The following is a 12,928-nucleotide window of genomic DNA, read 5'->3' as shown; positions in this document are numbered from 1 at the left end:
TTTCGCTGGCCTTTGAGAAGAGGAGGTCAGGTGATGACCAAAGCGGTCCGTGTGCACAAGGTCGGAGGCCCCGAAGCCCTGGTCTACGAGAGCGTCGATGTCCCGGCGCCCGGCCCCGGCGAGGTGCGCATCCGCCAGCATGCGGTCGGCCTGAACTTCATCGACGTCTATTACCGCACCGGTCTCTACAAGGCGCCGGGGCTGCCCTTCATTGCCGGCAACGAGGCCTCGGGCGAGGTCGTAGCCGTCGGGCCCGGCGTGACGCATTTCCATCCCGGCGATCGCGTCGCCTATTACCACAATCTCGGAGCCTATACCGGCGAGCGCAACATTCCCTGGGAGAAGCTGGTCAAGCTGCCCGATCACATCACCCACGAGCAGGGCGCCGTGCTGATGCTCAAGGGCCTGACGGTCTGGTATCTCCTGCACAAGACCTTCAAGGTCGAGCCGCATCACCGCGTGCTGGTCCATGCCGCCGCCGGCGGCATCGGCCTCTTGGCCTGCCAATGGGCGAGGGCGCTCGGAGCCCACGTCATCGGCACAGTCGGCTCACGCGAAAAGGCCGAGCTCGCCGAGGCCAATGGCTGCGATCACGTCATCCTCTACAACGAGGAGGACTTCGTCGCGCGCGTCAAGCAGATCAGCCGCAACGAGGGCTGCGACGTCGTCTATGACGGCGTCGGCAAGGCGACCTTCCCGGGCTCGCTGTCGTGCCTGAAGCCGCGCGGCATGTTCGTTTCCTTCGGCAACGCCTCCGGCCCGGTGCCGCCGTTCGCGATCGCCGAGCTCAACAATCACGGCTCGCTGTTTGCGACGCGGCCGAAGCTCAACGATTACGTCGGCACGCGCAAGGAATTGCTCGAAGGCGCCGACACGCTGTTCGCCGCCGTCATCAACGGCAAGCTGCACGTGCCGATCAACCACGCCTACGCGCTGAAGGACGCCGCGAAAGCGCATATCGACCTCGAGAGCCGCAAGACCACGGGGGCGTCGATCTTGAAGCCGTAGGCTCACTGATATTGCCGTAAGGGTCGACACGGCTCTCGTAGGGTGGGCAAAGGCGCACTTGCGCCGTGCCTACCATTTCTGAGTGGTGGGCACGCTCCGCTTTGCCCACCCTACGGCGCTGCCTCCGGAGGAACGAGACCGTCTCTACGCCACGCGCCGTGCCGCGCCAGCCTTGGTCAAGATACCGTCGAGACAATCGATCATCTCGGCGATCTCTGCCTTCGCGACGTTCAGCGCCGGCATGAAGCGCAGGGTGTCGAGCTGCGGCGCGTTGAGGAGCACGCCTTCCTCGAACGCCTGCGCGACGATGCCGGGTGCGATCGGCAGCTTGAGGTCGAGCGCGAGCAGCAGTCCGCGTCCCCGCACGCCGCCGAGCCCGTGCCGGGCCGAGACCTTCTGCAACTCGCTTTCGAGCAAGAGGCCGGTCTCGGCGACCTGTTTCAGGAAGTCGGGCTTGCTGACCTCCTCTAGCACTGCGAGCCCCGCCGCGCACATGATCGGGTTGCCGTTGAACGTGCCCCCCTGGTCGCCGTGCTCGAAGCAGGAGGCATGTTCGGTGGCAAGCAAGGCGGCGAGCGGCACGCCGCCGCCGATGCCCTTGCCGAGCGTCATGATGTCGGGCGCAATCCCGGTGTGCTCGTAGTGGAAGAGTTTTCCGGTCCGGCCCATGCCGGTCTGGATCTCGTCGAAGATCAGCAGCAGGCCATGCGCCTGGGTGAGCGCGCGCAACGCTTGCAAGAACTGATCGGTCGCTGGCCACACGCCTGATTCACCCTGGATCGGCTCGAGCATGACCGCGACGGTGTTGTCGTTGATCAGCTTCTCGACCGAGGCGATGTCGTTGAGCTTCGCCTTCTTGAAGCCTGCGACCTTCGGCTCGAACAGCGGCTCGAACGCCTTCTTGCCCGAGGCCGACATCGTCGCCAGCGTTCGGCCATGGAAGCCGCCTGCGAAGCTGATGATCTCGAACGCGCCGCCCTTGTGCAGGCTGCCATATTTGCGCGCGAGCTTGATCGCGCCCTCGTTGGCTTCCGCGCCGGAATTGGCAAAGAACACCTGGTCGAAGGCGCTGTTCGCGACCAGCGCCTCCGCAAGCTTCAGGCTCGGCTCGTTGTAGAAGGCCGGGCTCGGCGTCAGCAGCCGCCTGGCCTGTGCGGAAAGCGCGTCGGCGACCGCAGGCGGGGAGTGGCCGAGGCAGTTCACGGCCCAGCCCTGCACGAAATCAAGATAGCGCTTGCGGCCGTCGTCCCAGAGGTAGGAGCCCGCGCCGCGGACGAACACGGCCTTGGGCCGTGCGGTGATGTCCATCAGCGCGTCATACGGATGCGTGGTCATGTCGAACTCCTCTGGAGGCGGGTGGAAAACGGGCGCAAAAAGCAGAAAGGCCGCACCTTGCGGGTGCGGCCTTCTCGAAAACTTCAGCTGAATTCAGTGGTTCAGCGGCGTCGTCGGACATGGCGCACCCTCTCATCGTCGCGGGAGCGACGACGGAGCATTTCGGTGCGCAGGTTGGTCCGGGAATTGATCATGGGGCGGGTCCCTACAGCCGAATGGCAGGGCTTGTCAAGCGGCCGTTTTGCAAATCACCCGCCTGGCGTGCATCGATCAGGTCCATGTTCGTCGCCCCAAGAGGCCTACTCGACGCCGTAATGCGCGAACTCATCGGCGATCCCAGCGTTGATCGCTTTCGCTGCCGCGATGTCGCGCTCGGCGCCTTCGTTGTCGCCCTTCTTTCGCTTTGCGAGCCCACGGCCGTAGAGCGAGCTGTCGTACGCGGGCTTGGTGCTCAGTGCCGCGTCGTAGTCCGCAATCGCCGCGTCGAGATTGCCGAGCTTGAGGTAGGTGAGGGCGCGGCTGTCCAGCGTATAGGGATCGTTCGGGGCCATCTTCAGCGACTGATCGCAATCGGCCAGCGCCTCCTGCAGGCGGCCGAGGATCGCGCGGGTCATGCAGCGTGAATTGAATGTGCCGGGATAGCTCGCATTGGCCTTGATCGACCGATCGTAATCCTCCAGCGCCAGCGCATAATCGTGCGCATCGAAATACATGTTCGCGCGCGCATAGAAATCGCGGTCGTTGTTCGGGCTGAGCAGCAGCGACTTGGCGAAGTCCGCCAGCGCGCGAACCCGGTCACCGCGATCGCGGTAGACGCGTGCGCGGTTGCCGTAAGCCGGGCCGTAGTTGGGGTTGAACTTGATCGAGAGATCGAAATCTGCGAGCCCACGGTCATCCTCACCGTGGTTGCGATAAGCGGTGCCGCGGTTGAAATAGGCCAGTGCGAATTTCGGGTCGAGCTTGATGGCCCGATCATAGTCGGCGATTGCGCGCTCGTAGTCGTTCTTGTCGATGAGGGAGTTGCCGCGGTTGTTGTAGTAGAGCGGGTCGCGGGCGTTCAGCCGGATGGCGCGCGTGTAGTCGGCAATGGCGTGATCTTTCTCGCCGAGATCGTCATGGGCAATCCCCCTGTTGTACCAGAGGTCGGAATGCCCAGGATTGAGCTCGATCGCACGGTTGAAGTCCGCTAGCGCATGAGCGGCGTCACCCTTTCGCCGAAGCATCTCGCCGCGATTGGCGAGCGCATGCACATCGTTGGGATTGGCCTTGAGCACGGCCGAGCAGCCCTCGATGCGCCGCTCCTCGCGGCCCGCGTCGTCGTCCTCATAGCACCATTGGCGCAGCTGTGCGGCTGAGGGGGATCGCGCCGCAGCGGGGGCGGATAGCGTGAGCAGGGCCATCGTGAGGCCGATGGCCGACAGCTTGAACCAAATTGCTGATGTTTCGTCGTATTCCATTTGCGTACCGCGTCGAAACCATTGCGCCTCTAGCGCGTTTGTGATCGAAGGACGCGACTTGGTTCGAACCGGACGCAATTCGGCTGAGACCAAGAGGGACGGGACCAACCAGACAGTTTTCAGCCTTGTCCGATACGCCTTATCCCATCGACCTCGACAGCATTCGCGGCGCATTTCCGCCGGGTATCGAAGCGCCGCCGCTGCTTGTCGACTTTGCCACCTGGCTCAAGGGGCGTCCCTGGGGCAGCGTCGGCTGCTTCTCGCTGCAGGGGCAATTCTCGGATCACGCGCCGATCACCGACGGCAGTCCCTTGCGGGACAGGTTTTCGCTGTTCATGCGGCTGCCGGACGGCTCGGCCGTCGGCGGCTGGTACGGCGCCGGTCTCGACCGCGACAATCCGCCGATCGTGGGATTGGGATCGGAGGGCGACTACGAATTGCTGGCGCCGAGCCTTGACGGCCTGCTCGCCAAACTGACATCGCAACAATTCGACAATGCCTGGAGCGATCTCAAGCCGCATGACGAGGTCGAGCCGCAGACGGTCGAGCTCGCGCAATGGCTGGCCGGACGGCCGCTCGGCGAGCCGGCGACGCCCGACGACAATTCGTCGGAACTGCCCGATTTCCGCGGCTTCATGGAAAAATGGAGCCGGGATCGCGAAGATTACTGGGCCAATCACCGCCTGATGGCCGAGCTCGGCTGGCGGCTGGCCGCCCATCTGCCCAAGGGCAAGAAGCCCTGGGACCGGACGAGATTCGAGATCGCGATCGTCGGCAAGCAATACGAGGCGCGCGTGCTCTCGCACGGACCACAGCCGTTCGAGGAAGCCGGCTCGATCGAATCCCTGCTGCGCGACCTGCGCGAGGAGATGCGCCGCGCCCAGCCCGAGCTTGGCCTGTGGTACGCGATGAATTTTGGGCTCTATGCCGACGGCCGCGTCATGCCGAATTTCGAGTACGATGTGCGCCCGACCATCGACGGCGAACCGGCGACATTGTCCGAAGCGCAGGCCGATCTCGCCCGCGCCCCGCGCCCGGAGCGCTGGGTGCCGAAATGGCTGGCGGCCTCCTGAAGCCTCGGAATTCCGCGACGCTGCCGTGCAGCCGGCACGCCGAGACCTTCTGCTGTCGCACCATCGGTGCGTTCCAGCTCTTGCTTGACCTCGCGGGGACGGCACCCTTCGATCCCTCTTGACTTAGAGCGCGCTCGAAGGGGTATCTGTACGTGCGTCAGTACGAGAACGGGCACACATGAAGATCGGCGACCTTGCAAGACGAACCGGCTTGTCGACCCACACGCTGCGCTACTATGAACGCATCGGGCTGCTTCCATACGCTGACCGGGATCGCTCCGGTCAACGTGATTTTGACGCATCGATCCTCACATGGATCGAATTCCTCGGTCGCCTCAAGACCACCGGAATGCCAATCCGGGACATGTTGCGTTACGCGGCGCTTCGTGACGACGGCGACGCCACCGGGCCAGCCCGGCGGCAGATGCTGGAAATCCATCGCGAACAGGTTCGCACGCAGATTGCCGAACTCCAGGAATGCCTGCTCGTCCTTGATACCAAGATTGCCGGCTACGCCGGCGACGAACAGAGGACGAAGGAAAATGACGCACGCCCAAACACACGCCGAAAGCCGCTTCGATCGCGGCCAGCGGGCCCTGTCACGCATTGACGGCAAGGCCGGCGAAAAGGTCGTCGCCTCACTCGCCGACATCGCTCCGGATTTCGCACGCTATGTGATCGAGTTTCCCTTCGGCGACATTTACTGCCGCCCGGATCTCGGCCTGCGCGATCGAGAGATCGCGACGATCGCCGCGCTGACGGCGCTCGGAAATGCCGCGCCTCAGCTCAAAGTGCATATCGAGGCGGGGCTGAACGTCGGGCTTTCTCGCGACGAGATTGTGGAGATCATCATGCAGATGGCCGTCTATGCGGGCTTCCCGGCGGCAGTGAACGGGCTGTTCGCAGCCAAGGAGGTGTTCGCCGCGCAGAACGGACAGCAGGCGTCAGGCAACGCGACATGACGAACGTCGGCGCGGTGTATCGTGCATCGCCGTAGTTCAGCGCACGCAGCCTGAACGCGGGCTGGTGGAATGGCTGAGGCGCGCGCCGGTCTCGCCTGCGAACGCTGGGGACCGCAATGGCTGGCGGCGTCTTGGAGTCTCAGAACCCCGAGACGCTGCCGTGCAAATCGTATTGGTCGGCGCGCTCGATCTTCGCGGTGACGATTTCGCCGACGCGCAAGGGGCGCCGGCTCGTCAGATAAACCGCGCCGTCGATCTCCGGCGCATCGGCCTTGGAGCGGCCCTTGGCGACGGTCGGGCCGACCTCGTCGATGATGATCTGCTGGCGCGTGCCGACCTTGCGCTTCAGCCTGCGCGCGGAGATCTTCTGCTGCCGGGCCATCAGCGCGTTGTAGCGCTCCTGCTTGACCTCTTCCGGCACCGGGTTCTCGATCGCGTTCGACGTCGCGCCGGCAACCGGCTCGTATTTGAAGCAGCCGAGCCGATCGATCTCGGCTTCATCGAGCCAGTCGAGCAGATAGGCAAAATCGGCGTCGGTCTCGCCGGGGAAGCCGACGATGAAGGTCGAGCGCAAGGCAAGATCGGGACATTCCTCGCGCCAGCGCTTGATGCGCGCCAGCGTCTTGTCCTGCGCCGCCGGGCGCTTCATCGCCTTCAGCACCTCGGGGCTTGCATGCTGGAACGGGATGTCGAGATAGGGCAGCACTTTGCCCTCGTTCATCAGCGCGATGACCTCGTCGACATGCGGGTAGGGGTAGACGTATTGCAGCCGGACCCATGCGCCGAGCTCGCCGAGCTCGCGCGCGAGATCGAGGAATTTGGCGCGGACCTGGCGGTCCTTCCACGGGCTCTCGGCATATTTGAGATCGACGCCATAGGCCGAGGTGTCCTGCGAGATCACCAGCAGCTCTTTCACGCCGGCGCCGACCAGGCGCTCGGCCTCGCGCAGCACGTCATTGGCCGGGCGCGAGACGAGGTCGCCGCGCAGCTTCGGAATGATGCAGAACGTGCAGCGGTTGTTGCAGCCTTCGGAGATCTTCAAATAGGCGTAGTGGCGCGGCGTCAGCTTGATGCCCTGCGGCGGCACCAGGTCCACATGCGGATTGTGAGCGGGCGGCAGCGCGCGGTGCACGGCGTCCAGCACACTCTCGTATTGCTGCGGACCGGTTATGGAGAGCACGCCGGGATAGGCCTGCTCGATCTGCTCGGGTTCCGCGCCCATGCAACCCGTTACGATGACTTTGCCGTTTTCGGCCATGGCCTCGCCGATCGCCGAGAGCGATTCCTGCTTGGCGCTGTCGAGGAAGCCGCAGGTGTTGACGATGACGATATCGGCGCCATCGTGCTTGCGGGCGAGCTCATAGCCCTCGGCGCGCAGGCGCGTGATGATGCGCTCGGAATCCACCAATGCCTTGGGACACCCGAGCGACACGAAGCTGACCTTGGGCGCAGCCGTCTGATCCATATCCAAATCTGCCTGATTGACCGGCCTGAGCTAGTCCCAATTGCCCACAATTACAACCCTTTGCAGGGCGTTCCGGCGTGCTATGGATGAATCATCTGCCGTGAGTGAGCTATGAGCGCCGAACAGTCGCCCAAAATCGTGATCGTCGACGAAAGCCCGATCCGCGCTGCGATCCTGGAGGAAGGATTGCGGGAGGCCGGATTCACGCAAGTGGTCCATATCCGCGAGATGCAGAGCCTGCTTGCCCGTATTTATGCGGTCGACCCCGATATCATCCTGATCGATCTGGAGAACCCCAGCCGCGACGTGCTGGAGGCGATGTTCCAGGTCAGCCGCGCCGTGAAGCGGCCGATCGCGATGTTCGTCGACCAGAGCGATTCAGCCTCGATCCAGGCCTCGGTCGAGGCGGGGGTATCCGCCTACATCGTCGACGGGCTGAAGAAGGAACGCATCAAGCCGATCCTCGACCTCTGCGTGTCCCGCTTCAACGCCTTTGCCAAGCTCCAGGAGGAGCTCGAGCGCACCAAGTCGCAGCTCGAGGACCGTAAGATCATCGAACGCGCCAAGGGCATCCTGATGAAGGTGAAGGGCCTCACCGAGGACGAGGCCTACGTGCTGCTGCGCTCGACCGCCATGCGCGAGAAGAAGAAAATCGGCGAGATCGCGCAGTCGATCATCACCGCGTCGGAGATGCTGAAATGACTGCTCCCCTCCGCATCGGGTTCATCCCGTTGGTCGATGCCGCCGCGCTGATCGTCGCCGTCGACAAGGGATTTGCCGCCGCCGAAGGGCTCGAGGTCGAGCTCGTGCGCGAGGTCTCCTGGTCCAACGTCCGCGACAAGCTCAATATCGGCCTGTTCGACGCCGCTCACCTGCTCGCGCCCGTGGCGATCGCGTCCTCGCTCGGGCTCGGTCACGTCAAGGTGCCGATCGCCGCGCCCTTCAGTCTCGGCATCAACGGCAATGCGATTACGGTGTCGCCGGCGCTCCATGCTGCGCTGATGGAGGAAATCGACGGCGACCGCTTCGATCCGATGGCCACGGCGAAAGCGCTGGCGAAGGTGGTTGCCAAGCGGCGCAAGGCGGGCGCCGAGCCGCTGACCTTCGGCATGACCTTCCCGTTCTCGACCCACAATTACCAGCTGCGGTTCTGGATGGCCGCGGCTGGCGTCGATCCGGACGAGGATGTGCGCCTCGTGGTGCTGCCGCCGCCCTACATGGTCGACAGCCTCAAGAGCGGCCATGTCGATGCGTTCTGCGTCGGCGCGCCCTGGAATTCGATCGCCGTCGATCTCGGCATCGGTCACATCCTGCATTTCGTCTCCGACATTCTGGTGCGCGCGGCGGAGAAGGTGCTCGCCGTTCGCCAGACCTGGGCCGACAAGAATCCGGATGTGGTTGCTGCGCTGGTGCGGGCAGCGGTGAAGGCCGCCGCGTTCATCGAGAGCCCTGCGAACCTGACCGAGGCGGCGCAGATCCTGGCGCAGCCCGAGCGGATCGGCGTCGATGCCGAGGTGATCCAGCGCTCGCTCGTCGGCCGCTTGAAGATCTCGCCCGAGGGCGAGGTGCGCGAAAGCGGCCGCTACCTCCTGGTGGGGAGGGAAGAGGCGGGGCGGCCCGATCCGGTCCAGGCCGCCTGGCTCTATGCGCAGATGGTGCGCTGGGGGCAGACGGCGCTCGGTCCGGAGGGCGTCAAGACGGCGATGGCCGTGTTCAGGCCCGACCTCTACGATGCGGCCCTCGGCCGCCGGCCGCCCGAGCAGGCCCCCGCCGCGTTCGGGGCGTTCGCCGGGCCCCTCTTCGATCCCGACAACATCCGGGGGCATCTCGAGGCCTTCGAGGTCGGGCGTTGGAACGTCTGATTCGGGGTTGCACCTTTTTAGGGCAATCCATTTCATTGCCCAAAGTTTGATCGAGCTGCCCGAATTTCGTGAAAGCTCGCCACCCGGGAATTCTCGGGCTGGCACCTAATCATCTGAAATAGCGATATTTTTCATTTTGGCCAAGCTGGCACGCAACTTGAATGTTGCAGTGCGGCCAGCTTGTCACAGGTGCCTGCTGAGCCGAGTCCCGCAGCAACGAAGCTGATCGGACCGTCGGGTAACGAAGCCGGCTTTTAAGGGCCAGCCCAGTTCCTCGCGGGTCGCGCCAATGTCCGTCGATGCCACCCAGGTGGCCGCAGGAGCTTCGTTACCGACCATGAAAATCGATACGCTCGCAGTCGACTTTACCGACGAGCAGAAACGCTATCTCGAAGGTTTTACGACCGGTCTGCAGATCAGCCGGGTCGGTCGTGGTCTCGGCGGTGGAGGCGGCGCCGGCAAGCCGAACGCCGAGCCTGTTGGCCCCGATGCCGTGCACATCAAGGCGCAGGACAAGGTGATCGCGTCGGGCAAGAAGCTCGCCGACCAGGAGAAGTTCAAGCGCGACGAGCATCCCTTCGATGCCTATCCGCGGCTGCGCCAGCAGGCGCACGACAATACGCCGCCGAGCCCGGCGGACAATTTCCGCTGGCGCTATTACGGCATCTTCTATGTCGCGCCGACGCAGGACTCCTACATGAGCCGCCTGCGGATTCCGAACGGCATCATGAAGCACTGGCAGATGTCGGGTCTTGCCGATCTCGCCGACGAGCTCTGCGGTCCCTACAGCCACGTCACGACGCGCGCCAATCTCCAGCTTCGCGAGATTCCGCCGAAGAATGCCGTGAAGCTGATCGAGGGCATCCAGGACCTCGGCCTGTGTTCGCGCGGCTCCGGCGCCGACAACATCCGCAACGTCACGGGCACGCCGACGGCCGGCATCGATCCGCAGGAAATCATCGACACGCGGCCCTATGCGCGCGAATGGCACTACCACATCCTCAACGATCGCTCGCTCTACGGCTTGCCGCGCAAGTTCAACGTCGCCTTCGACGGCGCCGGCAGGATCGCGGTGCTCGAGGAGACCAACGACATCGCCTTCACGGCGTATGAGGTGAAGGAAGGCTTCGGCGTCGAGCCCGGAATCTGGTTCCGCCTCGGCCTCGGCGGCATCACCGGCCACAAGGACTTTGCAAAATATTCCGGCATCATCGTCAAGCCGGAGCAGGCGACGGCCGTCGCCGACGCCATCGTGCGCGTGTTCATCGACCATGGCGACCGCACCAACCGGAACAAGGCGCGGCTGAAATATGTGCTCGACGCCATGGGCCATGACGGCTTTCTCAAGCTCGTCGAGGAACGGCTGAAGACGCCGTTCACGCGCGTGCCGGAAGAGGCGTTCGCGCCTCGGCCCGCGGCGGACCGCATGGCGCATGTCGGCGTGCACAAGCAGAAACAGGACGGCCTCAACTGGATCGGAGTCTCGCTGCCGCTCGGCAAGCTCACCTGTGACCAGATGCGGGGCCTCGCCAAGATTTCGCGAGACCTCGGCGACGGCGAGATCCGCCTGACGGTCTGGCAGAACCTGCTGATATCGGGGGTGCGCGACGAGAACGTCGCGCTTGCCATCGCCGCCATCAAGCAGATCGGGCTCGCGGTCGAGGTCTCGCACATCCGTGCCGGCCTGATCGCCTGCACCGGCAATGCCGGCTGCCGTTTCGCGGCGTCCAACACCAAACGCAGCGCGGCCGAGATCGGTGATTGGTGCGAGCCGCGCGTCGCCATGGACAAGCCGGTCAACATCCATGTCACCGGCTGCCACCATTCCTGCGCACAGCATTACATCAGCGACATCGGCCTGATCGGGGCGCGCGTGCCGGTGAATGAGGACGACACGGTCGAGGGCTATCACCTCTTCACCGGGGGCGGGTTCGGCCCCGACGCCGACGTCGGGCAGGAGGTCTATCACGACCTCAAGGCCGAGGATGCGCCGAAGACGGTCGAAGGGCTGCTCAAGGCCTACATCGCCCATCGCTCGTCGCCCGATGAAACCTTCCTGTCCTTTGCGCGCCGCCACGACGGCGAGACGCTGCGCAAGCTTGCCGATGCACAGGTGTCCGCATGAACCAGATCACGCCTCCGCCGAAACTCGATATCATTCCCGCCAGCGCGCCGTTCTCCGATGCGCAGCGCTCCTGGCTGAACGGCTTCTTTGCCGGGTTGCTGTCGCCGGATGTCGCCGCGCCGCTGTCGGCGGAGCAGGGCACCGCCGTCATGCAAGGCGCAGCCGGCGACGGTGACGACGGCGAGGCGCCCTGGCACGACCAGACCATGCCGATCGCCGACCGGATGAAGCTTGCGGAGGGCCGTCCCGTCCGCCGCAAGATGATGGCGGCGATGGCGCAGCAGGATTGCGGGCAGTGCGGCTACAATTGCCACGACTATTCGGAAGCGATCGCGGGCCGCAGCGAAGCCCGGCTCAACCTCTGCGTTCCCGGCGGCAAGGAAACCGCGCGGATGCTCAAGTCGCTGTACGAGGAGCTGGACAAGGCTCCGGCGGCCAAGGCGTCTGACAAGACGGACGCGGTGGCCGCGCCGGCCGTGACCGTGACGATCGCAGAGCCGGGCCGCTCGCGCGACAATCCGGTTGCCGCGACTTTCCTGTCGCGCCGTCTGCTCAACAAGGGCAAGTCCGAAAAGGAAACCTATCACGTCGAGTTCGATCTCTCCGAGAGCAAGCTCGACTACGTCGTCGGCGATAGCTTTGGCGTGTTCGCGCGCAACGAGGTCGGCCTCGTCGACCAGATCATCGCGCTGCTCGGCGCCTCCCACACCACCAAAGTCAACGGCAAGACGCTGCGCGAGGTGCTGATCGACGACGTCTCGCTGTCGCCGGCGCCCGACACGCTATTCGAGCTGATCTCCTTCATCACCGGCGGCGCGCAGCGCGAGAAGGCGCGGGCGCTGGCGCAGGGCGAGGATCCCGACGGCGATGCCGCCACGCTCGACGTCATGGCGGCGTTGCAGAAGTTCTCCGGCACGCGGCCGCATCCGGAGGCCTTCGTCGAGGCGCTCGAGCCGCTCCAACCGCGGCTCTATTCGATCTCGTCCTCGCACAATGCGACGCCCGGAAAGCTGTCGCTGACCGTCGATTCCGTGCGCTACGTCGTCGGCAAGCGCAAGCGCCTCGGTGTCGCCTCGACCTTCCTCGGTGAGCGCATCGGCGAAGGCGAGAATCTCAAGGTCTATGTGCAGAAGGCGCACGGTTTCGGCCTGCCGCAGGACCCGAAGACGCCTGTGATCATGATCGGCCCCGGCACCGGCATCGCGCCGTTCCGCGCCTTCCTGCTCGACCGCAAGGCCACCGGTGCGCCCGGCAAGAACTGGCTGTTCTTCGGCCATCAGCGCAGCGATTGCGACTTCTTCTACCAGGAGGAGCTCAACGCGATGAAGACCTCGGGTCTGCTGACGCGCATGTCGCTGGCCTGGTCTCGCGACGGCGAGAAGAAGTTCTACGTGCAGGACCGCATGCGCGAGGTCGGCCGCGAGGTGTGGACCTGGCTCGCCGAAGGCGCGCATCTCTACATCTGCGGCGATGCGAAGCGCATGGCCAAGGACGTCGAGCGCGCGCTGGTCGACATCGTCGCCCAGTTCGGCGCGCGTTCGACCGACGAAGCCGTCAGTTTCGTCGCCGAGCTCAAGAAGACCGGCCGCTTCCAGGCCGACGTGTACTAAGTCTAGCGTCACTCTACCGTCGTCCGAGCTG

Annotated in this window: 11 protein-coding genes; 8 read left to right on the top strand and 3 right to left on the bottom strand. The window is 64.6% G+C overall.

Translation table 11 applies throughout. From position 1 onward, the window contains the following. Nucleotides 1-33 precede the first annotated feature (33 nt). Complete coding sequence (locus RAD10_RS19495) at nucleotides 34-1,008, top strand: quinone oxidoreductase family protein (RefSeq protein ID WP_247329829.1); 975 nt, start codon at nucleotides 34-36, stop codon at nucleotides 1,006-1,008. Between the two features lie 144 nt (nucleotides 1,009-1,152). Here the strand turns inward: RAD10_RS19495 and RAD10_RS19490 are convergent, their stop codons facing one another. Beyond that, the gene (locus RAD10_RS19490) at nucleotides 1,153-2,343 is read right to left on the bottom strand and encodes an acetylornithine transaminase (RefSeq protein WP_461618814.1); all 1,191 of its coding nucleotides are present in this window, start codon (nucleotides 2,341-2,343) and stop codon (nucleotides 1,153-1,155) included. Nucleotides 2,344-2,642: 299 nt separating this feature from the next. Next, a complete protein-coding gene (locus tag RAD10_RS19485; RefSeq protein ID WP_461618813.1) occupies nucleotides 2,643-3,800 on the bottom strand; it encodes a tetratricopeptide repeat protein in 1,158 nt (385 codons plus the stop codon). Nucleotides 3,801-3,925: 125 nt separating this feature from the next. On the opposite strand from RAD10_RS19485, the gene RAD10_RS19480 reads away from it, so the two are divergent. The 3 genes from RAD10_RS19480 (at nucleotide 3,926) to RAD10_RS19470 (ending at nucleotide 5,835) form a co-directional block, all read left to right on the top strand. Continuing rightward, the gene (locus tag RAD10_RS19480; RefSeq protein ID WP_461618812.1) at nucleotides 3,926-4,873 is read left to right on the top strand and encodes a hypothetical protein; all 948 of its coding nucleotides are present in this window, start codon (nucleotides 3,926-3,928) and stop codon (nucleotides 4,871-4,873) included. Between the two features lie 178 nt (nucleotides 4,874-5,051). Beyond that, nucleotides 5,052-5,483 carry a MerR family transcriptional regulator gene (locus RAD10_RS19475; RefSeq protein ID WP_091963536.1) on the top strand — a complete coding sequence of 144 codons (432 nt, stop codon included), beginning with the start codon at nucleotides 5,052-5,054 and terminating at the stop codon, nucleotides 5,481-5,483. Beyond that, nucleotides 5,416-5,835, top strand: coding sequence for a carboxymuconolactone decarboxylase family protein (locus RAD10_RS19470; RefSeq protein WP_461618811.1), 420 nt, complete (start codon nucleotides 5,416-5,418; stop codon nucleotides 5,833-5,835). Before RAD10_RS19475 ends, RAD10_RS19470 begins: the two co-directional genes overlap by 68 nt. Nucleotides 5,836-5,974: 139 nt before the next feature. Here RAD10_RS19470 and rimO read toward each other — a convergent pair whose 3' ends face one another. After that, on the bottom strand, nucleotides 5,975-7,300 hold the full coding sequence (rimO, locus tag RAD10_RS19465; RefSeq protein WP_461618810.1) for a 30S ribosomal protein S12 methylthiotransferase RimO: 1,326 nt from the start codon (nucleotides 7,298-7,300) through the stop codon (nucleotides 5,975-5,977). Between the two features lie 111 nt (nucleotides 7,301-7,411). On the opposite strand from rimO, the gene RAD10_RS19460 reads away from it, so the two are divergent. The 4 genes from RAD10_RS19460 to RAD10_RS19445 all read left to right on the top strand — a co-directional run bounded on the left by RAD10_RS19460 (nucleotide 7,412) and on the right by RAD10_RS19445 (nucleotide 12,897). Then, nucleotides 7,412-8,002, top strand: coding sequence for an ANTAR domain-containing response regulator (locus RAD10_RS19460; RefSeq protein ID WP_008564898.1), 591 nt, complete (start codon nucleotides 7,412-7,414; stop codon nucleotides 8,000-8,002). Further along, nucleotides 7,999-9,162 carry a CmpA/NrtA family ABC transporter substrate-binding protein gene (locus tag RAD10_RS19455; RefSeq protein WP_461618809.1) on the top strand — a complete coding sequence of 388 codons (1,164 nt, stop codon included), beginning with the start codon at nucleotides 7,999-8,001 and terminating at the stop codon, nucleotides 9,160-9,162. Before RAD10_RS19460 ends, RAD10_RS19455 begins: the two co-directional genes overlap by 4 nt. Before the next feature lie 337 nt (nucleotides 9,163-9,499). Further along, nucleotides 9,500-11,287, top strand: coding sequence for a NirA family protein (locus RAD10_RS19450; RefSeq protein ID WP_461618808.1), 1,788 nt, complete (start codon nucleotides 9,500-9,502; stop codon nucleotides 11,285-11,287). Next, nucleotides 11,284-12,897, top strand: a complete 1,614-nt coding sequence (locus tag RAD10_RS19445) for a sulfite reductase subunit alpha (RefSeq protein WP_461618807.1) — start codon at nucleotides 11,284-11,286, stop codon at nucleotides 12,895-12,897. The genes RAD10_RS19450 and RAD10_RS19445 overlap by 4 nt, the downstream gene beginning before the upstream one ends. Nucleotides 12,898-12,928 lie beyond the last annotated feature (31 nt).

Source organism: Bradyrhizobium sp. 23AC (genome assembly GCF_054863025.1).
The sequence above is the reverse complement of the archived record's forward strand: the minus strand, read 5'-3'. Positions and strand labels throughout refer to the sequence as shown.